A 21,361-nucleotide genomic window follows, 5' to 3' on the forward strand; every position below is an offset into this window, starting at 1 on the left:
ACGCTCCCGTTTGTGGGACTGGGGAGCTGCGGAAGAGAGGTCGGTCGGGAGCGCATCCTCCTGCCCGACCTCGTCATCCTCAGCTCGCCACGGAAACCGGGGGTACGTGGGGGCTGCCGCCGCGGTCGACCCGGTCACATGGGGCGTCGGCCGAGGGCCAGGTAGCGCCAGCCCGCTCCCATCCACTCCTCGGGGTCGAGGACATTTCGACCGTCGATGATGGTTCGACGCGCCACCAGCTCAGCGGTCCGCACCGGATCTAGGTCGCGGAACTGCTGCCACTCCGTCAGCAGCAGGATCACCTCCGCCCCGGTCACAGCTTCCTCGGCCGAGTCCACGTACTCCAACCGTGGGTATCGTTTCGCGGCGTTCGCATTGCCTTGCGGATCATGCAATCGGACGTCGGCACCCATGGAGTGAAGTCGCGCAGCGATGTCGAGAGCCGGAGAGTCCCGGACGTCGTCCGACTCCGGCTTGAACGTGGCACCCAGCACCCCCACACGCGAGCCGCTCAAAGAGCCGCCGCACTCGTTCATCGTCAGCTGAACCGTGTACTCGCGCCGGCGGCTGTTGATGTCGTCCACCTCCGCGAGAAAGCGCAGGGACTGGTCAAGACCGAGTTCTGCGGACCTTGCCCGCAGGGCGCGAATGTCCTTGGGGAGGCAACCGCCGCCGAAACCGACGCCCGCGTTAAGGAACTTGCGACCGATGCGGTCGTCCATGCCGATCGCGTCTGCCAGCGTTCGAATGTCACCCCCCACCGCCTCGGTGATCTCGGAGAGCGCGTTGATGAAGCTGATCTTGGTGGCCAAGAAGCTGTTGGCGGCCACCTTCACCAGTTCGGCCGTCTGGTAGTCGGTCACAATGAGCGGCGTGCGCGCCACAAGTTGCTGGGCGTAGACCTCCCGCATCACCGCTTCGGCCTCCCGCGCGGCAATTGTCGGGTGTCCCGTGTCGTCGTGCTCAAGTCCCAGCACCATGCGATCCGGGCGAAGGGTGTCATCCACCGCATGACCCTCCCGCAGAAATTCGGGGTTCCAGACCAGATCCACGGCCACGCCCTCACGGGCGGAGGAGCGCGCCAGATGCTGCAGCCGCTGCGCCGACCCCACTGGCACAGTGGACTTTCCCGCGATGACGCAATCATGGGTGGCGGCGAGGGATATCTGTTCCACTGCCGAGTCCACGTAGCTCATGTCTGCAGCATTGCCGTTGTGCTGCTGCGGTGTGCCGACACCGATGAAATGGACGTCCCCGAAACGACCGGCCTCCTCATAGGATGTCGTGAACCGGACGGCCCCGCTGGCGACGTGTTTGCGCAACAGCTCGGGCAGACCGGGTTCGTGGAACGGGACGTGGCCGGAGGCGAGAAGATCTATCTTCGCCTGGTCCACGTCCACGCCGAGCACCTCGTGGCCGAGTTCGGCCATGGCGACCGCGTGGGTGGCCCCGAGATAGCCGGTGCCGATCACCGTCATGCGCATTGTGGGGGAATCCTTCCGTCGAGATGAGCAGCCTGGGCAACCAGAACTGGATATTGGCGCTTGTGCCGCACCCACGGCGCCGCCCCAGGAGCCTGATGCCTAGAGGGCGGGGCGCGGGCTTGTCGTCACGGTACTCGCGTCCCTCAGGATACGCGCTCGGGGCGTCTCGCCGCCGTTGCCGTGGCGCCGAGCGGGAGTCGTCGAGCCCACGCCGCGTCCGTCGCTCCTCGTCGAAAGAGGTACCCGCAACCTCCTGTCTCGGCCGGAAGGAGGAGCAAGCTACTGGGCGGTCCTGTCCCCCTTAGAGACCACAGAAGTACTTGTCAGTAGTCATAATGCCCGGTGGATAGGTGGCCTACACTATGTGCATATGAATGCAGGTTGACCGTTGCATAAACGCCCGGGAATCACGGTGCCGCCCTCGGGAATTCCCCGACATTCTGCGCTACACATGAGGTGGCGCATCATTGAATACGATTTTCGGGGCAGTTCGAGGAGAGCACTGTGGCAGCACGTTCCGCAGCGACACCCACCGGCAGAGCCCGCATCCCGGTGCTGGCCACCTACACGGACGAGCGGGGACTCCAGCTCCCCCTGCCGCAGGCACAGATGCGGGAGAGCTTCACCGGTCTGCAACTGCTCGCCGGTCACATCCTCGGCACTGCGGACAACGTTCTGGAAGAGTACGAGCAGGACTTCACCATCATGCAGTTGGGGCCGTCCGCGTTCGAGATCGAGATCCGTGCCATCAAGCGGCGCCAGAACAGGCTGCGTGGCCGGGCGGCGGTCAAGAACCAGCTGCTGGCTGTGGGCATCCTGGACTCCTTCACGGAAGTCCTGATCGGGCTCGGAGAGGTGGGCTGCTTCCTGGCCAACCACCCCGACGCCGAGGTGCGGTTCGTGGACGGTGCCTACGGTCCGTACTACGAGGTCGTGCAGGGTGGCACCGCCGTCCTGGCCCTGGAGGCGCAGCTGATGGAGCTGCTGCTCTCCCCGGAGGGGGTGGAGATCCTTCGAGTGCTCGTGGCCAACCAGAAGCAACCGGGCGTGGCCTACTGCACGCTCACCAAGCAGGTACCCGGAGTGCAGCACATGCGGCGCACCGTGATCCCGACCAGCAGGCCCCTGCGGGACTTCGCGGACGGCGCTCAGCTGCCCCTGGACCTGAGGTCGCTGGAACAGGCCCGCGCCCGGGTGGATGAGTCCCGTTCTGCGCAGTGGTCCAGCAAGCCTCGGCCCAGCAACTCGTTCACGGTGTGGGAGCAGCTCTGACCCGGTGGGTGCACTGGCGGCCGTCTGCCGGGACCGCGCTCAGCGGACCGTGCGCTTCTGACGGTTCCCGCGCAGGATCCGCGCCACGCTGCGCACCCGGTCCACATTGGAGGACACTGCCAGGTAGCCACTGAGCACCCCCACCGTGGACATGCCCCCCACGATCAGCGGCGTGTGGTACTTCTTCCACCGATCGGGGTCCGAGGCGATGATGTGCGCCGTGCCGTTGATCGTCGCGGCGATCACCCCGCCGGCCACCACGTGGTGGCCGATCTTCGCGCCGGACTTCACGAGCGGGTCGAGTTCGTCCGTGCGCAGGTGCACGTCGAAGCCGCCGCGCTCGAGCACCACGATGAGCCGCCGCACGTACTCGGGCACGTCCACGCCCATCTGCACCGCGTCCTCCACGGTGGAGCGCAGGCGGTTCAGCAGCATCTCGGGGGAGAGCCGGTGGATGATGAACCGTTCCGCGTACGGCTGCACCGAGGAGACCAGGTCAAACTTCGGGTCCAGGCCCGTGCCCATGGACTCCGCGGTGACGAGCATCCGCAGCAGCAGGGCGGACTGGCGGGGCAGCTGCAGCTTGTGGTGGCGCAGCACGGAGATCAGGTCCGCCATGAGGGCGCCCACTCGCACCTCTTCCAGGGGCTTGTTGGCGTAGCGGCGCATCATGACCGCCACGTCCTTCTCGATCTCACGCTTGGAGACGTCGTGCTGCCCGCTGTCCGTGAGGCCCAGCAGCCCGGTGGCCGCCCGCCTCGGGTTGTTCTGCACCACGCCCAGCAGCAGTGTGATCAGGTGGTCCCGGAAATCCTCGGTGAGGTTGCCCACCATGCCGAAGTCGATGATCGCGATCCGGCCGTCCGGCTCCACGAACAGGTTCCCGGGGTGCGGGTCCGCGTGGAAGAACCCGTCCTCGAACACCATCTTGCAGATGGCGTCCGTGGCCTCCCTGGCCAGCAGGTGGCGGTTGATCCCCTCCGCCTCGAGCGCGGGATAGTCGTTGATCTTGACACCGAACATCCGCTCCATGGTGAGCACCCGGGAGGTGGTGGCCTCCCAGTAGATCTGCGGGATGTGGATCTGCGGGTGGCCCGTGAAGTTCTCTGCCATGCGCTGCGAGTTCCGGGCCTCCTGCAGGAAGTCCAGCTCGTCCCGCAGGGAGGTGCTGAACTCCTCCACCACGCCCTCGAGGTCGTAGTCCTGGGCGGCCACCCAGTACCGGGAGACCCACTTGGCCATGTCCTGCAGGATCTCCAGGTCCCGGTTCACCTCGTCCGTGACTCCCGGGCGGCGCACCTTGACGATCACCTGGTGGCCCTGGAAGGTGGCGGCGTGCGCCTGGCCGATGGAGCCGGTGGCCACGGGGTCCGGGTCCATGTGCGTGAGGATCTCCTCCGCCTGGGAGTCCGGCTCCGCCTCGATCATCGCGCGGATCTGCTCCACGGGAATGGGCGGGGTGTGGTCCTGGAGCTTGAGCAGCTCCTCGGAGTAGCCCGGCGGCAGCAGGTCGGGGCGGGTGGAGGCCAGCTGGCCGAGCTTGACGAACGTGGGCCCCAGTTCCTCCAGGGCCATCCGCAGGTGCTCCGGCTGGGAGTGGATGGTCTGCGGGTCGATGAGCTTCACCCGCGCCAGCGGAGCCCGCCACTGCGGCTTCAGCCCACCCAGGGCGAATCCGAAGCCGTGCTTGGTGAGGACCTCGATGATCTGCAGGAACCGTTCGCGGCGGGAAATCATACGGGTGCAAGAACCCCTTACAGCGTTCTGTGGAGGTACATGGCCATGAATCCGGTGGCCACGGCCACGATCAGGACGAGCGTGGTGACCAATGGTTCCACACCCAGCATGATGATTCCCAGGAGCACCAGGACCACGGTGAGCACCAGCAGCGCGGTCACCACGGGCCGCAGCCCGCTCACCAGGCGCGACACCGCCCCGCCGGGGGCCGGGGCACCGCTCTGCACCTCTCCGGTGCGCTCCGGAACGGGGGCCGCCCCGGTGGGCGAGCCGCCACCGCGGACGGGGGCGGCATCGTCGAGCGCGGTGGCGGTCGCCGCCCGCGGCGCCTCGGTGCGCCCGGCGTCACCGCGCAGCCGTGCGGCGAATCCGCGGGCGGCCGCGGAGCTGGAGCCGGAGGCGGAGGCGGGGGTCTCGGGGTGCGCTGCGGAGAACCCACGGCGCCACTTCCTGGCGTTGCGCCCGCGGTCGGACTCCACGGCCACGTAGGCCGGGGGCACCTCGAACTCCTCGGCGTCCGGGAGCAGCTCGGGGACGTCGTTCGGCAGCTCCGTGAACCACTGCGCGGGGACCTCGGCGGCACGCGCGGCCTGCAGGGTCATGGAGACCTCGAAGGACGAGCCGCGGATGGTGCCCCACACCGCGGTGAGGAGATCGTGCTCGAAGGCGTGGTTGATGATCGGGATGAACTGCTGGGACATCTGCGTGGAGAGCCGCCCCACCTGCTTGCGCTCGTACAGCACGTCCACGGTGTCCACGGTGACGCCGTGGGAGTTGCGCACCTTGTTGACCTCGAGGGTGAGGATCACCCGGCCCTCCCCGGACGCGGGGACGATCGAGTGCAGGTACTCGGCGAAGTCCTGCTCGTCCAGCACCTTGATGGAGGAGCCCTGGGGCAGCACGGCGGCCTGCGCGGGCGCCGTGTTGAGGGGGAACAGCAGGTCCGGGGGAGCGATGTCGATGACCGCCCGGGCGGCCACCTCCGCCTGGCCGTCCTGGCGCAGCAGCTCGGCCTCCAGGTGCAGCGGAACCACGGGCTTGTAGCCCGAGGCGATCACGCGCGCGAGCGGGTGCCAGTACCGGTGCGCGTCCTCGGAGGGCAGGTGCGCCACCTTGTTCTCTCCCACGCGCACGGAGACGGTGCGGGGGTCGAAGGGGTTGTCCGGTTCGGGGACGAGCGTCGCCATCCCGTCCCAGCTCTGCGCACGACCCGCGGAGAGACCACCGAACACCCGCATGATCTCGGCGTCGTAGAAGTTCTCGGTGACGACGTCCAAGGACCCCCGGTCGTTGAGCGCGTAATCGGTCATGTTCTCCCTCGCTGTCACGCTGGCGGGTGCTCCGCCGCAGCATCGCCTCTCATGCTATCCGTTGATCCGTGTGCATCGACGTTCATCCGGTGTGTGGACACCGGGCGCGCGGAGCTCACCGGGACAGGCACATCACCTGCAGCCGCACGGCCCGCTCGGCGTCGTCCCCGAGCTCCGTGACGATGCGCCGCAGGGCTGCGGGGGCGTCCGCGTTCTGCCCGAGCCAGTCCCGGGTGGCGCGCACCACGGGGTGCTCCGCGGCCGCGGCAGCAGGGTCCGACGACGCCGCCTGCGCGTCCACCGCGCGCGGGTACAGTCCGCGGACCATGCGGGTGGCGATCTCCATCGAGTGCCCGGCCCACCACCCCGAGAGGTGCTCGAAGTACGAGTCCTCGTAGCGGTGCAGCACCGCGGGGGCCGCGAGCTGGAACCCGGAGACCGTGGCACTGAGCTCGTCGTTGGAGAGCGTGCCGGAGACGATCCGCTCCCACGCCTGCTCCTTGGAACGGTCCGAGCGCATGGCGGCCGCCGCCTCCAGGTAGCCCAGGTGACCGTCACGGGTGGGGTCCTGCGCGTGCTCGCGCTCCAGCGCGGACACGGTGCTGTGGCCGGTGGCGGTCACGGCGGTGAGCATGGTCCAGCGCAGCTGCGGGGTGAGCTGCAGCCCAGGCACCGACTGCGCTCCACCGAGCCACTCCTGGATGGGGCGCGCGTACTTGCCGTCCCGGGCGGCCTCGCGGGCAAAGGCCCGGGCGAGAATCAGCTGGGCGTCGGAACCGGGTTCCGCCGCCAGCATGGAGGCGCCGAGGGCGTCCAGCAGCGTGCGCCGCACGGTGGTCCGGTACGTGACCGGGACGTACTGGCCCAGCGCCTGACGGGCGTGGTCCAGCACGGTGGTGAGGATGGCGGCGTGGGTCTCCGCGGTGCAGCGGCGGGCCACCATGAGCACGTACTCGCGGGGGCACAGCCGCCCGTCCCGCACCGCGGCCCACAGCTGCGAGTGGGCGACGGCGCGGGCCAGCGGGTCCGCAATGTCTCCCACGATCTCCACGAGCCCAGCCAGGGACCGTGGGTCCGGGTGGGCCAGGCAGTAGGTGAGGTCGGTGTCGTTGAGCAGCAGCACCGCTCCGGCGCCCTCGGAGGGCTCCGAGGTGTCCGAACCGTCGGGGCCCTCACCGGAGGACGCGCCCACCCCACGGGTGCCACCGGGCCCGGACCTCGGCGCCAGGCCCGCCAGCTCCGTGGTTCCGGGCTCCGCCGGGACGCGGACCTCCACACGCGCGGTCTTCACCACGGCCTCCCCGCCGAGTTCCCGGGCATAGCTGCCCGCGGTCAGCACGTGGGGGCGCAGGGGAGAGGCGTCCTGGGTGAGGGACGCGCGGACGGGCTGCGCGGCGTCGTCGTCCGGCGCGGTGACGGCCAGGACCGGGACGCCCGTGGTGCGCAGCCACAGGTCCGCCCAGGCACGGACGTCGTGGTCGCACGCCTCGTCCAGCACGCCCAGGAAGTCGTCCAGGTCCGTGTTGCCGAACGCGAAGCGGCGGAAGTAGGCGCGGCACGCGTCCATGAAGGCGTCCTCCCCCACGAACGCGACCAGCTGCTTGAGCACCGAGGCGCCCTTGGCGTAGGTGATGCCGTCGAAGTTCTGGCGCGCGGCCTCGAGGTCCACGATGTCCGCGACGACCGGGTGGGTGGTGGGCAGCTGGTCCTGCCGGTACGCCCACTCCTTGCGGGCCAGGGCGAACGTGACCCAGGCATCGGTGTACTGCGTGGCGTGGACGCACGCGTACGCGCCCATGAACTCCGCGAAGGACTCCTTGAGCCAGAGGTCGTCCCACCAACGCATGGTCACCAGGTCCCCGAACCACATGTGGGACATCTCGTGCATGAGGGTGTTGGCACGCCCCGCCAGCTGAGCCCGCGTGGCGCCGGAGGGGAAGAGATAGTCCTCCGTGAACGTGACCATTCCCGGGTTCTCCATGGCCCCCAGGTTGTACTCCGGCACGAACGCCTGCTCGTACTTGCCCCACGGGTAGGCCACCCCGAACAGCTGCGGGAAGAAGTCCAGGCCCTGCTTGGTGAGGGCGAACAGCTCCTCGGCGTCCATGTGCTCCGCGAGCGCCCGGCGGCAGTACAGCGCCAGGGGAACGGTCAGGGCCTCACCCTGGGAACCCGTGCCGGACCACTCGTCCGTGACGCGCGTGTAGGGCCCGGCCAGGATGGTGGTGATGTAGCTGGAGATCCGCTGCGTGGGGGCGAACTCGTGGGTCACCGAACCCGGGACGTCGCACGAATCCGTGGCCTCCGAGCTCAGCAGCTCCCCGTTGGACGCCGCGAGCCACGGCGCGGGGGTGATCACCGTGAATCGGTACACCGCCTTGAGGTCCGGCTGCTCGAAGACCGCGAACACGCGGCGGCAGTCCGCGGGTTCGTACTGGGTGTAGATGTACACCTCCCCGTCCTGCGGGTCGATGTAGCGGTGCAGTCCCTCACCCGAGCGGGAGTACAGCGCGCGGCCCACCACGCGCAGCTCGTTGGCCTGGCCCAGCTCCGGGAGCCGGATCCGGGAGCCCTCCACGACGTCGTCCACGTCCAGGACCTCGCCGTTGAGCTCCACGCTGGAGACGGACTCGTGGATGAAGTCGATGAACGTCTCCGCGCCCTCCTCGGCGGTGAACCGCACCGTCACCTCGGAGCCGAAGGTGGTGTTCGCGGGATCCTCCGCCCCGGACAGGTCCACCGTGACCCGGTAGTCCTCCACACGGATCTGCTCCGCGCGTGTGGCTGCTTCTTCTCTCGTCAGGCTGGCTCCCATGCCCCCAGTGTAGGCACGGGCGCGGTGTCGCCGGTCACACGGCGACACCGCCCCTCCGTGCGTCTACTTCTCGAAGCGGTAGTTCTTCGGGGCGATCGTGAGACCGGAGTCCGTGACCGTGAGCCCGCGGGCAAGGTCCTGCTCCCGGTCCAGACCCACGGTGAACCCCGGGGGGACCACCACGTTCTTGTCCAGGATGCAACGGTGCACGGTCGCCCCCGCGCCGATCTGCACGTTCTGCATGAGCACGGACTCCGTCACGCGGGCGTCGTGCTCCACCTTGACCTTGGGGGAGAGCACCGAGGAGCCCACGTGCCCACCCGTGATGAGGACACCGGGGGAGACGATGGAGTCGAAGGCCACGCCGGCCTGCCCGTTGGGCCCGCGCACGGTCCTGGCCGGCGGGGCCATGATCTGGTGGGTGTAGATGGGCCAGTCGTAGTTGTAGAGGTTGAACACGGGCAACGGACGGATCAGGTCCATGTGGGAGTCGTAGTAGGAGTCCAGGGTGCCCACGTCCCGCCAGTACTGCCGGTCCCGCTCGGTGGAGCCCGGGACGTCGTTGTGCGTGAAGTCGTACACCACGGCCTCACCGCGCTGCGCGAAGTAGGGCATGATGTCCCCGCCCATGTCGTGCTGGGTGTCCGCCTTCTCGTTGTCCGTGCGCAGGGCCTCCACCAGGGCGTCCCGGTCGAACACGTAGTTGCCCATGGACGCCAGGAACGAGTCGGGGTCGTCCGGCAGGGGAGCGGTGGTGTCCGGCTTCTCCACGAAGCGCGTGATCCGGGTGGGGTCCTGCGGGTCCGTCTCGATCACACCGAAGGACTTCACGGTGGCCATCGGCTGACGCACCCCGGCCACCGTGGCCTTGGCGCCGGAGGCGATGTGCCGCTCCACCATGTCCGCGAAGTCCATCCGGTACACATGGTCCGCACCCACAACCACCACGATGTCCGGATCGGCGTCGTCGATCAGGTTCATGGACTGGTAGATGGCGTTGGCCGAACCCAGGAACCAGTCCTTGCCGCGGCGCTGCTGCGCGGGCACGGAGGTCACGTAGTTGCCCAGCTGGGTGGACAGCCGCCACGTCTCGGACAGGTGGCGGTCCAGCGAGTGGGACTTGTACTGGGTGAGCACCACGATCTGCAGATAACCGGAGTTCACCAGGTTGGACAGCGCGAAGTCGATCAGGCGGTAGCCGCCCGCGAACGGCACGGCAGGCTTGGCACGGTCCTCGGTGAGCGGCATGAGGCGCTTGCCCTCGCCGCCGGCCAACACGATGGCGAGGACCTTCTTCTGGCGTGACATGGGTGGCTCTCCACTTCTCGGGGCGTCCGACCCCGCGGGCCGCGGTGCGGCGTCGACGGTGACTGGTCTCACCCGTCATTGTCCCCCACAGGCCCGGGCCGCACGCAATATCTCCCCACGTTGCGCCGGAAGTCTCCCCGCCGCACCACACCACCGTGCCGCTCGCCCTCCCCACCCCACGACGCCGCCGCCCCACCGCCACGCCCCCCTCCACGAGCGCCCGGGCCCGGCCCGGGCGCTCGCAGGCCTGGGGCACCGCCGCCGGGTGCAGTACGCTCGCCCTGTGCGAGTAGACATCCTGAGCAAAGAGTTCCCGCCCGCCATCTACGGGGGAGCGGGGGTGCACGTGGCCGAGCTGTCCCGCGTGCTGGCACCGCTCGTTGACCTCAACGTCCGCTGCTTCGGCGAGCCCCGGGATCCGGACTTCCACGGCGCCCGCGTGACGGCCTATCCCGTGCCCGCGGAGCTGGGCGATGCCAACGCCGCGATCCAGACCCTCGGCGTGGACCTCAGCATGGTCCAGGACGTCGCGGGTGCGGACCTGGTGCACTCCCACACGTGGTACGCCAACATGGGCGGGCACCTGTCCTCTCTCATGTACGACATCCCCCATGTGCTCTCCGCCCACTCCCTCGAGCCGCTGCGGCCGTGGAAGTCGGAGCAGCTCGGCGGCGGCTACCGCGTCTCCTCCTTCTCCGAACAGACCTCCTACGAGGCCGCCGCCGCGATCATCGCCGTGTCGGAAGGGATGCACCAGGACATCCTGCGCTCCTATCCCGCAGTGGACCCCGAGCGGGTGCGCACCGTGCACAACGGCATCGACGTCTCCCAGTGGAACCGCGACGAGGGCACGGACGTGCTGGACGAGTACGGCATCGACCCCGCGCGCCCCTCCGTGGTCTTCGTGGGCCGCGTGACCCGGCAGAAAGGTGTGCCCTACCTGCTGCGCGCCGCCCTGCAGCTGCCGCCGGAGGTCCAGCTCGTGCTGTGCGTCGGCGCCGCGGACACCCCGGAGCTCGCCGCGGAGGTCAACGGCCTCATCGACCAGCTCAGGAGCGAGCGGGATGGCGTGGTGCTCATCGAGAGGATGCTGCCCCGCCGGGAGGTCATCCAGATCCTCTCCCACGCCACCGCGTTCGCCTGCCCCTCCGTCTACGAGCCGCTGGGCATCGTGAACCTGGAGGCCATGGCGTGCGGAGCGGCCGTCGTCGCATCCGCCACCGGAGGGATCCCCGAGGTCGTGGTGGACGGTGAGACAGGGCGCCTCGTTCCCATCGCGCAGGTCTCCGACGGCACGGGAACCCCCCTGGACCCCCAGGCGTTCGTGGACGACTTCGCCGCCGCGCTCACCGAGGTGGTCTCCGATCCCGAGCGCGCCCGCAGCATGGGAGAAGCCGGCCGGCACCGCGCGGAGGAGCACTTCTCGTGGGAGTCCATTGCGCAGCAGACGCTGGAGGTCTACCGCTCCGTGCTGTGAGACCACGAACCCTGACTCGGGTGAACAGGTCCCTGGAACCGCCTGGTTCCAGGGACCTGTTCTCGTCATGCGCCCCGCTCGTGCCGCACCGGAGGAGGCGGCGCGGGCAGGAGCTCAGCGCGGGGCGCTCTCCGGTTGCCGCGGGCCGATCTCCGCGAGGATCCCCTCCAGCAGGCCCTCCACCGCGGCCAAGTAGCGTCCGTGGGTCTCTTCCGCGTCGGGGGAGAGACTCACCTGCACCATGTAGCCCTGGACCAGCCCGATGAAGGCGGGACAGAGCCGCTCGGCCGCCCGAGCGGCGTCGTCCTCAGGCAGCCCCCGTTCCTCGGCCAGCCACGCGGCGAGGTAGCGACGCAGGTGGGACGCGGCTTCCGCCAGGATGCCGCGGGCCGAGGTCTGCAGCTCCGGACGGCGCACCGCCTCGCCCCACACCTGCACCGGTAGGCCCGGAAACGTCCCGCGCTCCGGAATGTCTTCCACCACCAGCGCCAGGGCGCGTGCCGGATGGGGGAGCGGGCGCCGGGAGTGCAGCGCACCCAGCGTCCCGAGCCGGTCCCGCATGACACCGCGGCTGGCATCCAGGAAGAGCTCGTCCTTGCTCCTGTAGTAGACGTACACGGCGCCGGCGGAGAGCCCCGACTCCGCAATGATGTCCGCCATGGACACCGCGGAGAACCCTTTGCGTCCGATGCACGCCAGGGCGGCCTCCTGGATCCGGCGCCGCATCTGCTCCCTGTGCTCTTCAGTGACCTTGGGCACATCAACCTCCAAAACGAATGACCGTTCTTGACAGGGTACCGGACGAGGTCCACACTTTCCAAGAACATTCATTCTTTGTGAGAGGAGACGCGCATGTCTCACGTGAGGACCCCAGAACCCCGGCAGCGCCCGGACTGGCTCAAGAGCATCAAGGCCGCGCTCATCGCCACGGCAGTGGTGTCGATCGTCCTGCTGGCGTTCGCCTGGCCCACGGCCACCTCCAGGACGGAAAATCTGCCGGTCGCGGTGGTGGGGACCCAGGACCAGATCGACGCCGTCACGGAGAAGATGCCCGACAACCTGCTGGACCTGCACCCGGTGGCCGATCGCGAGGACGTGCTCAACGGCATCAGGACGCGCGAGGTGTACGGCGGCATCGTCCTCGGATCCCAGCCCGAGATCCTCACGGCCAGCGCGGCCAGCCCCGTGGCGTCGCAGATGCTGACCACGGTGGGGACGACCATGCAGCGCGGCATCGACCAGAAGGTCATCGAGGGCACCACGCAGGCGCTCGAGAAGATCAAGGGCGCACTGGCCAAGGGCCCGGCCGGCATGGCGGGGCTGGCGCAGCAGGGTTCGCAGCAGCAGGCTGGAACACCGCCCACCGTGAAGACCACGGACGTGGTGCCACTGTCCGAGGACGATCCGCGGGGGAGCGGGCTGGCCATAGCGGGACTGCCCCTGACCATGGGGGGAATGATCGGCGGCATCCTCATCTCCACCCTGGTGACCGGCGTGCGCAAGCACCTGCTGGCGCTCGGTCTCTACGGTGTGCTCGGCGGCTTCGTCCTGGCGGCCATCCTGCAGGGGCTGTTCGGCATCCTGCAGGCCAACTTCTTCGCCAACTGGGCGGCCATCGGACTGGGCATCGCGGCCACGGCGTCCGTGATCGTGGGCCTGAGCTCACTGATCGGGCGCGCCGGCCTGGCCGTGGGAGCCGTCCTGACCATGTTCATCGGCAACCCGATCTCGGCCCTGACCTCACCCAAGGAGTTCATCCTGCCGCCGTTCGGGGAGATCGGGCAGTGGCTCGTGCCGGGTCTGTCCGGAATGGTGCTGCGTGACCTCTCGTACTTCCCGGAGGCCAACATCGCCGCGCAGATCTGGGCGCTGATCGGGTGGCTCGCCCTGGGCGTCGTCCTCACGTTCCTGGGTCACCACCGCAACGAGTCCTCGCTCACCGGCAAGCCGGAGGCCCCGAGGCAGGCCCAGCCCGCGGAGGCCTGACGGATCGAGCGGCGGACCGCGCGCACCCCGCACCGGAGCACCCGGACGGGATGTGCGCGGTCCGCCACCGGAGAAGCTCGTCCCGGAGCCGGAGCGCACCGCCGGGGAGGCACAGGAGCCGGCAGCCGGTGAGGTCAGCCCGAGAGCGGGGCAGAAAGGCCTGGCCGCGCGGACCGCCACGGGCTACACGGCCGGGGAGGCGCACACGGGCGGCCCGTAGCGCCTCGCCCCGCATAGTTTACATAATGTACATTATCGGTCACGTGGTTACACGGGGGTGTCAGGATTTGCCACCAACCACCCCTTGTTCTCAAGCGACTTTCAGGGGTCGCGTCCCTGGACGGTCCGTTCCCTGCTCCTGCTCATTCCAGACACGCGAGGTGCTGAAGGTCGCACGGCGGAGGCCTCCCAGGCGGGTACCGTGCGACGGTTCGCTTCGCAGGTTCGCACCCCGGCCATCCCCTCGTGTCCGGACTGGTACAAAACCTGGTTCAGACCCGATGCGGGGCCGCAGCTCCGCCGGGAACCGACCACCCGCGGACCGTGGCATCTTGCACCCCCTTCCTCCAGGCCCACCATCCAAGCCGGCCAGACGTTCTCAACAACGCATACCGACTCGAGATTTTTACCTTGACTTTAAAGTCAGAGTTCATGTAGAGGGCGCGATAAAGTAGCCCCATGACCTCTGCATCCGAGCCGTCCACGCATCCCGAACCCACTCCCGTTGCTCCCCCCGCATCGCGCGCGGTTGACCCCGTCTCCCCCGAGCGTCGTGCGGCCCGCATCTCAGCGTCCCGCTGGCCCATCTTCCTCGTCGTGGACCTCGTGCTGGTGGTGGTCTTCGCCGCGATCGGTCGCGCGAGCCACGGGGAAGACGTGGCTGGCATGCTGCTCACGGCGTGGCCGTTCATGGTGGGCGCGCTCGTGGGTTCGCTCGCGTGCCGCGGGGCGAACCGTCCCGCAGCGGTGATCCCCACGGGCGTCTCGGTGTGGCTGTGCGCAGTGGTGGGCGGCATGGTGCTGCGAACGTTCACCGGGCAGGGCACCGCACTGGCGTTCGTCGTGGTGAGCATCGTGGTCCTGGGGGTCCTCCTGGTCGGATACCGGCTCGTCCTCGCGGCAGTGCTGCACTCCCGAGGCCGCTGAGCCGGAATTCCCCCGACCTCCCCGTCGCGAGCAACGCGCACTTGTTGCCCAGGCACACCGTCGGATCACCGGCGACCCGGAATTGCCCAGAAGCTCCCCACACGGCAGCCCTCCCCCGTGCTGTTCGACCGCCACCCCGGGCCCACCGGGCGCTGACCAGCCGCCCACATCTTCCCCGGCTGTCACCGCTACTCTGGGACGACACCGTGGAAAGGAATGCCATGTTCACCGCCATCGTCCTCATCAGAACCTCCTCCGACCGGATTCCCGAGGTTGCGCAGCAGGTCTCCGACATCCGCGGTGTGTCCGAGGTCTACTCGGTCACGGGCGAGTGGGACCTCATCGCCCTGGTGCGCGTGGAGCAGCACGAGCAGCTCGCGGACGTCATTGCGGACGAGCTGTCCAAGGTCCCGGGCGTGGAGTCCACGAGCACCAACATCGCCTTCCGCACCTACAGCACCCACGATCTCGACGCGGCGTTCTCCCTCGGCATCGACGACTGAGGGATTCGCACCAGCCCGAACAGCACGCCGCCGCTCCCCCGGCAACGGGGCGAGCGGCGTCGTCGTCCAGTGCAGCCGGGCTCCGCATCGTGTCGGGGGCGTGAGGGTGGAGCAGCGCTGAACCGTGGGCCCGAACGGTGCCGGCGCCCCGGGTCAGGCGGCCGAGAAGGCGATCCAGCGGTCGAGCGCCCCGCGCGCGGCCCCCGAGTCCACGGCGTCGGCGGCGCGAGTAACGGCCGCCTCGAACCGCTCCGCGAACGGCTGGTCGGAGGCCTCCGCAACCGCCACGAGACCCGCGGCGGCGTTGAGCAGCACGGCGTTGCGCACGTGACCGCGGGCGCCGTCGAGGACGTCGCGCACCACGCCCGCGTTGTGGGCGGCGTCGCCACCGCGCAGGTCGGCAATGCTCGCGCGCGGCATGTCGAACTCCAGCGGTTCGACCGTGTGCTCCGTGATCGCACCGTCGCGGACCTCCCACACGGCCGACGGCGCCGTGACCGTCAGCTCGTCGAGCCCGTCTCCCCCGCGGAAGACGAGTGCACGGTCCCCCCGGTTCTGGAACACGCCGGCCATGAGCGGCGCCAAGGCGGCGTCGGCCACGCCGATCGCGGAGGCGGACACGCGTGCCGGGTTGGTGATGGGGCCCAGGAAGTTGAATGCCGTGGGTACTCCCAGGGCCTTGCGCGCGGCGGCGGCGAAGCGCATGGACGGGTGGAACGTCTGGGCGAACAGGAAGGTGATCCCCACCTCCGTGGCGCAGCGCCGCACCAGGTCCACGGGCATGTCCAGCCGCACGCCCAGGGCCTCCAGGACATCCGCGGAGCCGGACTTGGACGACGACGCCCGGTTGCCGTGCTTGACCACGCGCGCCCCCGCGCCGGCGCAGACCAGGGCAGCCATTGTGGAGATGTTGACGCTCGAGAGACGGTCACCACCGGTGCCCACGATGTCGAGCGCGGGGCCGGGAACGGAGACGGGGCGCGCGTGTGCCACCATGGCGTCCGCCAGTCCATTGAGCTCGGCGACGCTCTCACCCTTGGTCCGCAGGGACATCAGGAAACCGCCGATGACCGCGTCCGGAACCTCACCCGCCATGATGCTGTCCATGGCCCAGTACGCCATGTCCCGTGTGAGGTCCTCCCCCTGCGCGAGGGCGGTGAGGAGATCGGGCCACTGGAACGGTGCTCGGGGGCTGCTGGAAGTACTCACATCCCCGACTCTACCGGGCGACTCGCCCCCCGCACCTGCCCACGGCACGGGTGAGGGGCACCCCGGTACCTCCCCCGTCGCCGACGCCGATGCGGAACGGGGAGGGCGGGCCCGGCGACACGGTGGACCCCGAACGCCCAGGTGGTTGGTCCGCCGAGAGTTTTGGCGACATAATGTCTCTGTGACAACTGCGACTCATACCCCAGCCAAACCGGTGGGCGCGAGCATCACTCGCCCCAACCTCACCTCCGTGGGCACCATCGTGTGGTTGTCCTCCGAGGTGATGTTCTTCGCCGGACTCTTCGCCATGTACTTCACCCTCCGCGCCACCTCTCCCGAGGTCTGGTCGGAGAACACCGAGGTGCTCAACGTGCCCATGGCGACCGTCAACACCCTGGTGCTCGTGCTCAGCTCCGTGACCTGCCAGTTCGGCGTGTTCGCGGCGGAGCGGCTCCAGCCCCGGCGCACCGGGGGTCTCTTCCAGATCACCAAGTGGGGCATGACCGAGTGGTTCGCCCTCACGTTCCTCATGGGTGCCGTGTTCGTGTCCGTCCAGGTCTACGAGTACGCCTCCCTGGTGTCCGAAGGGGTCACCATCGCCGCCAGCGCGTACGGTTCCGCCTTCTACATCACCACGGGCTTCCACGCCCTGCACGTGACCGGCGGCCTCATCGCCTTCCTCTTCATCATCGGCCGTGCCTTCGTCGCCAAGCGATTCGGGCACTACGAGGCCACGTCCGCCATCGTGGTGTCCTACTACTGGCACTTCGTCGACGTCGTCTGGATCGTCCTCTTCATCCTGGTCTACTTCATCAAGTAGTCGGGTCCGGACCATCCGCCCATTCCAGTTCTAGACCCGAGTTAAAGGAACGTTTGACGTGAAGGCACTCTCACAAAAGCGCCGCCATCCCATGGCAGCCCTGGCGCTGTTGGTCATGGCTTTGCTTCTGACCGGTGGACTCTACGCAGTTGCCACAACCACCAACGAAGCCAAGGCCGAGACCACCACCTACTCGGCTCAGGACATCCAGGACGGCGAGAAGCTGTTCCAGTCCAACTGCTCCACGTGCCACGGCATGAAGGCGGAGGGCACCGGGACCGGCCCGTCGCTGATCGGCGTGGGCGCCTCCGCCGTGGACTTCCAGGTGGGCACCGGGCGCATGCCGATGCAGATGCAGGGCCCGCAGGCGCAGGTCAAGCCCCAGCAGTTCAACGAAGAGCAGACCAAGCAGCTCTCCGCCTACGTCGCCTCCCTCGGCGCGGGTCCCTCCGTCCCGGACGAGGAAGACCTCGACATCTCCAAGGGCAACTCTGCGGAAGGCGCCAAGGTGTTCCTGGCGAACTGCGCCATGTGCCACAACGCCGCCGGGCAGGGCGGTGCCCTCACCCGCGGCAAGTTCGCCCCCTCCCTCATGGGCGTGAGCGAAGAGCACATCTACGAGGCCATGCAGACCGGCCCGCAGAACATGCCGGTGTTCAACGACGCGAACATCACCCCCGAGGAGAAGCGGGACGTCATCACGTACCTGAAGACCCTCGACAACAACACCACCGTGGGCGGTTTCAGCCTCGGTTCCCTGGGCCCCGTCTCCGAGGGTCTGTTCATCTGGACCATCGGTCTGGTCGTAGTCATCGGCTTCACGGTCTGGCTGACCTCCCGCTCCGCCTGAGAGCACCGGCTGGCCACTGGCCGGCACCCTAGACACTATTCACACAGCACCAAGAGAAGAATGAGGGACCACATGGGCGACCATCGTGACGGCACTCCCCCCAAGAGCGGGGCGGTTGTCACCTCGGACGGAGCGGACATGGAGCACTTCCCGAACCCGGGACTCCCACCGCACCGACCCCGCGTGACGGACGTCGACCCCAAGGCGGCCAAGCGAGCCGAGCATCAGGTGGTCCTGCTGTTCCTGCTCTCCGTGATCGGCTCCGTGATCTTCTTCGTGGCCTATTTCGGAATCCGCGTGGACGGCCCGCTCTACGACGCCGTGAACACCGAGCCCACCTCGCGGTTGCGGTTGCAGAACCTGCTGCTCGGACTGGGCATAGCCCTCGGCATGTTCGGCATCGGCGTGGGCGTGGTCCACTGGGCCCGCACGCTCATGCCGGACCACGAGATCGTCGAGCAGCGCCACGACATTCGCACCGAGGACGAGCGTTCCGAGGCCCAGGGCATCCTGAACACCATCTACGACGAGTCCGGTGTGAAGCGCCGGCCCCTGCTGCGCAACACGCTCATCGGCGCTGCCGTGCTGATGCCGCTGCCTTTCGTCGGCCTGCTCAAGGACCTCGGCCCCACCGACCTCAAGGTGCTGCGCCACAGCATGTGGGACCAGGGCGTGCGTCTCGTGCGTGACCCCTCCGGCACCCCCATCAAGGCGTCCGACGTCACCCTCGGCTCGGCTTTCCACGTGATTCCCGAGAACCTCACCAGCCTCAGCCACGAGGACGGCTACCTCAACGAGAAGGCCAAGGCCGTGGTTCTGCTGATGCGCCTCGATCCGGACAAGGTCAACGTGTCCGAGGAGCGCAAGGACTGGAACGTGGACGGGATCTTCGCCTACTCCAAGGTCTGCACGCACGTGGGCTGCCCCATCGCACTGTACGAGCAGCACACGCATCACCTGCTGTGCCCGTGCCACCAGTCCACGTTCGACCTCACCAACGAGTGCGAGGTCATCTTCGGCCCGGCTTCCCGGCCCCTGCCGCAGCTGCCCATCTCCGTCGACTCCGACGGTTACCTGGTTGCGCGCAGCGACTTCCACGAGCCCGTGGGCCCCACCTACTCGCAGCGCGGCTTCGCCGTCAACGACATGCAGGATGAGGCTAAGTGATGTCCACATCTAGTGACTTCGAATACCGTCCCACCACCCGCACCGGGCGGATTGCCAACTTCGTGGACACCCGCGTGGGTGGCTCCTCCATCGTCAAGGAGTTCGGCCGCAAGGTCTTTCCGGACCACTGGTCCTTCATGTTCGGCGAGGTGGCGCTGTACAGCTTCGTCATCCTGCTGCTGTCCGGCACCTTCCTGGCACTGTGGTTCGACCCCACCATGACCTCCATGGAGTACCAGGGCAACTACGTGCCCATGCAGGGCGTCGAGATGTCCGGGGCCTACGCCTCCACGCTGAACATCTCCTTTGACATCCGCGGTGGCCTGTTCCTGCGCCAGCTGCACCACTGGTCAGCGCTGCTGTTCGTGATGGCGCTCTCCGTGCACATGCTGCGCGTCTTCTTCACGGGGGCCTTCCGCCGCCCGCGTGAGCTCAACTGGGTGGTGGGCTGCGTGCTCTTCATCCTCGCGATCGTCGCGGGCTTCTCCGGCTACTCGCTCCCCGACGACGTGCTCTCCGGCAACGGCCTGCGCATCGCGGACGCGATTGCCAAGTCCGTCCCCGTGGTCGGCACGTACATCTCGATGTTCATGTTCGGCGGGGAGTTCCCCGGCCACGCGATCATCGGCCGTCTCTACATCGTGCACGTGCTGATCATCCCCGCGCTGATCCTCATGATGATCGTCGTCCACCTCTTCATGGTGGTCGTCCACAAGCACACCCAGTTCGCCGGCCCGGGCCGCACCGAGAACAACGTGGTGGGTTTCCCCGTGGGCCCCGTCTACGCGGCGAAGGCCGGTGGCTTCTTCTTCATCGTGTTCGGCATCCTGGCTGCCATTGCAGGCACCACCACGATCAACGCGATCTGGAACTACGGTCCCTACGATCCCTCCCCCGTTCAGGCCGGCTCGCAGCCCGACTGGTACATGGGGTTCTCCGACGGCGGTCTGCGCCTCATGCCCGGCTCCTGGCCGTTCTCCTGGGAGATCGACCTGTTCGGCCTGGCCATCCCGCTCGCCATCCTGCTGCCGCTGATCCCTATGGCGGGGATGTTCGGTGTGATGTTCGCGTGGCCCTGGATCGAGCGCTGGGTCACCCGGGACGACCGCGTGCACAACATCCTCGACCGTCCGCGCAACGCGCCGTTCCGGACGGCGGTGGGTGCCGCGGGGGTCACCTTCTACGCGGTGCAGATGATTGCCGCCTCCGGCGACCTCATTGCAACCCACTTCCACCTGGCCGTGAACGACGTCATCTACTGGCTGCGTGCCCTGTACTTCCTGGGCCCCATCCTGGCATTCATCATCGTGCGTCGCTTCTGCCTGTCCCTGCAGCGCAAGGACCGCGAGATCGTGCTCCACGGGCGTGAGTCCGGCCGGATCCAGGCCCTGCCCCACGGCGAGTTCGTGGAGGTCCACGAGCCCCTGGACGAGTACCGGCGCTACAAGCTGGTGGACTTCCAGGACCACCAGGTCCAGCCTGCCCGGGCGAACGCCAAGGGCAAGATCACCGGCAGTGAGAAGATGCGCGGCCGCCTGAGCCGCATGTTCTTCGAGGACCGCGTGGCACCGGTGACTCCGGCTGAGCTCGAGGCGGCCCACGGCCACCACGACGCCGAGCCTGTCGCTGTGGGTGCGGGTTCGCACTCCGCCCAGCTCGAGAAGTAGTCGGCAGAGCAGGCGCTCTGCCCCCTTGAAGGGCCCGTGACGATCCACCAATCGTCACGGGCCCTTCGCACGCCCTCTTCATGAAGGTCTCCGGCTTCCCTGACGGTTTTCGTGGGCAGTCACGAGTCGGTGGCCCGGGGGTCTGGAGAGGTAGCGTCCCTGACCACGTCATCCTGCTCGCACCGGGCCCCCCGCCAGCCGGACCACTCCCCTGCCTTTCCCGGGGCTCACAACGCTCTGTGCCCCGGCCCCGTGGGGTCGCAACGGGTCCCATGTGATCGCCGGAGGGGCGCGACGGTCAGGCGCACGAGGCGGACCGGCGGTCCCGCCTGCGCGGACAGCCCTACCCGCTTTTCATGTACCACCTAGGAGCGGTCTCCTCGTCAGCAGGGCCGGCAGATTCCGAGCTCGAGGAGCCCCGCAGGAGGGCGGTTGGGATCGTCGACATCGCGGGACTGCGGAACTATCCGGACTGCCCATGTCGCTGGTGGCCGCCGGGATGGCCGGGGAACCGTCGCGGCTGCGGCAGCCGACGCAGGGCGGGGGCGTTGAGGGCTGTGGGACCGCAGGCGCCGGCCGGGGACACGTCTCCTGGTGAACCGCCCACAGG

General features: G+C 68.4%; 16 protein-coding genes. 9 read left to right on the plus strand and 7 right to left on the minus strand.

Going from position 1 to position 21,361, the window contains the following annotated elements; translation table 11 throughout:
• Nucleotides 1-134 precede the first annotated feature (134 nt).
• The gene (locus EAE32_RS07460) at nucleotides 135-1,484 is read right to left on the minus strand and encodes a UDP-glucose dehydrogenase family protein (RefSeq protein ID WP_121864632.1); all 1,350 of its coding nucleotides are present in this window, start codon (nucleotides 1,482-1,484) and stop codon (nucleotides 135-137) included.
• Nucleotides 1,485-1,988: 504 nt separating this feature from the next.
• Between EAE32_RS07460 and EAE32_RS07465 the strand changes: the two genes are divergently transcribed.
• The gene (locus EAE32_RS07465) at nucleotides 1,989-2,756 is read left to right on the plus strand and encodes a hypothetical protein (protein WP_121864633.1); all 768 of its coding nucleotides are present in this window, start codon (nucleotides 1,989-1,991) and stop codon (nucleotides 2,754-2,756) included.
• A 39-nt stretch (nucleotides 2,757-2,795) separates the two neighbouring features.
• Here EAE32_RS07465 and EAE32_RS07470 read toward each other — a convergent pair whose 3' ends face one another.
• From EAE32_RS07470 to glgC, 4 genes are all read right to left on the minus strand, one after another.
• Complete coding sequence (locus tag EAE32_RS07470) at nucleotides 2,796-4,493, minus strand: ABC1 kinase family protein (RefSeq protein ID WP_121864634.1); 1,698 nt, start codon at nucleotides 4,491-4,493, stop codon at nucleotides 2,796-2,798.
• Nucleotides 4,494-4,510: 17 nt separating this feature from the next.
• Nucleotides 4,511-5,803 (minus strand): hypothetical protein, encoded by a 1,293-nt coding sequence (locus EAE32_RS07475; RefSeq protein ID WP_121864635.1) that lies wholly within the window; start codon nucleotides 5,801-5,803, stop codon nucleotides 4,511-4,513.
• 115 nt (nucleotides 5,804-5,918) lie between these two features.
• On the minus strand, nucleotides 5,919-8,618 hold the full coding sequence (gene pepN / locus EAE32_RS07480; RefSeq protein ID WP_121864636.1) for an aminopeptidase N: 2,700 nt from the start codon (nucleotides 8,616-8,618) through the stop codon (nucleotides 5,919-5,921).
• Nucleotides 8,619-8,681: 63 nt separating this feature from the next.
• Nucleotides 8,682-9,926 (minus strand): glucose-1-phosphate adenylyltransferase, encoded by a 1,245-nt coding sequence (gene glgC, locus EAE32_RS07485; RefSeq protein WP_121864637.1) that lies wholly within the window; start codon nucleotides 9,924-9,926, stop codon nucleotides 8,682-8,684.
• 283 nt (nucleotides 9,927-10,209) lie between these two features.
• On the opposite strand from glgC, the gene glgA reads away from it, so the two are divergent.
• Entirely contained in the window at nucleotides 10,210-11,403 is a 1,194-nt protein-coding gene (glgA, locus tag EAE32_RS07490; protein WP_121864638.1) for a glycogen synthase, read from the plus strand.
• A gap of 114 nt (nucleotides 11,404-11,517) precedes the next feature.
• Here glgA and EAE32_RS07495 read toward each other — a convergent pair whose 3' ends face one another.
• Nucleotides 11,518-12,162, minus strand: coding sequence for a TetR/AcrR family transcriptional regulator (locus EAE32_RS07495; protein WP_240625186.1), 645 nt, complete (start codon nucleotides 12,160-12,162; stop codon nucleotides 11,518-11,520).
• A 93-nt stretch (nucleotides 12,163-12,255) separates the two neighbouring features.
• On the opposite strand from EAE32_RS07495, the gene EAE32_RS07500 reads away from it, so the two are divergent.
• The 3 genes from EAE32_RS07500 to EAE32_RS07510 all read left to right on the plus strand — a co-directional run bounded on the left by EAE32_RS07500 (nucleotide 12,256) and on the right by EAE32_RS07510 (nucleotide 15,038).
• Nucleotides 12,256-13,389 (plus strand): YhgE/Pip domain-containing protein, encoded by a 1,134-nt coding sequence (locus EAE32_RS07500; protein WP_121864639.1) that lies wholly within the window; start codon nucleotides 12,256-12,258, stop codon nucleotides 13,387-13,389.
• A gap of 678 nt (nucleotides 13,390-14,067) precedes the next feature.
• Complete coding sequence (locus EAE32_RS07505) at nucleotides 14,068-14,535, plus strand: DUF3054 domain-containing protein (RefSeq protein ID WP_121846432.1); 468 nt, start codon at nucleotides 14,068-14,070, stop codon at nucleotides 14,533-14,535.
• A gap of 221 nt (nucleotides 14,536-14,756) precedes the next feature.
• Nucleotides 14,757-15,038: an Lrp/AsnC family transcriptional regulator gene (locus EAE32_RS07510; RefSeq protein WP_206059886.1), complete on the plus strand. Its 282-nt coding sequence runs from the start codon at nucleotides 14,757-14,759 to the stop codon at nucleotides 15,036-15,038.
• Nucleotides 15,039-15,191: 153 nt separating this feature from the next.
• On the opposite strand, the gene trpD is transcribed toward EAE32_RS07510, so the two are convergent.
• Complete coding sequence (gene trpD / locus EAE32_RS07515; RefSeq protein ID WP_121846430.1) at nucleotides 15,192-16,247, minus strand: anthranilate phosphoribosyltransferase; 1,056 nt, start codon at nucleotides 16,245-16,247, stop codon at nucleotides 15,192-15,194.
• Between the two features lie 181 nt (nucleotides 16,248-16,428).
• Between trpD and ctaE the strand changes: the two genes are divergently transcribed.
• From ctaE to qcrB, 4 genes are all read left to right on the plus strand, one after another.
• A complete protein-coding gene (gene ctaE / locus EAE32_RS07520; RefSeq protein WP_121864640.1) occupies nucleotides 16,429-17,067 on the plus strand; it encodes an aa3-type cytochrome oxidase subunit III in 639 nt (212 codons plus the stop codon).
• Between the two features lie 58 nt (nucleotides 17,068-17,125).
• Nucleotides 17,126-17,917 (plus strand): cytochrome bc1 complex diheme cytochrome c subunit, encoded by a 792-nt coding sequence (gene qcrC / locus EAE32_RS07525; RefSeq protein ID WP_121846427.1) that lies wholly within the window; start codon nucleotides 17,126-17,128, stop codon nucleotides 17,915-17,917.
• Nucleotides 17,918-17,989: 72 nt separating this feature from the next.
• Nucleotides 17,990-19,084 (plus strand): cytochrome bc1 complex Rieske iron-sulfur subunit, encoded by a 1,095-nt coding sequence (gene qcrA, locus EAE32_RS07530; RefSeq protein WP_207803861.1) that lies wholly within the window; start codon nucleotides 17,990-17,992, stop codon nucleotides 19,082-19,084.
• Nucleotides 19,084-20,751 carry a cytochrome bc1 complex cytochrome b subunit gene (qcrB, locus tag EAE32_RS07535; protein WP_121846425.1) on the plus strand — a complete coding sequence of 556 codons (1,668 nt, stop codon included), beginning with the start codon at nucleotides 19,084-19,086 and terminating at the stop codon, nucleotides 20,749-20,751. Before qcrA ends, qcrB begins: the two co-directional genes overlap by 1 nt.
• Nucleotides 20,752-21,361: the final 610 nt, after the last annotated feature.

Origin of the sequence: Kocuria tytonicola, assembly GCF_003687175.1 — a bacterium.
GTDB classification, from domain to species: Bacteria; Actinomycetota; Actinomycetes; order Actinomycetales; family Micrococcaceae; genus Kocuria; species Kocuria tytonicola.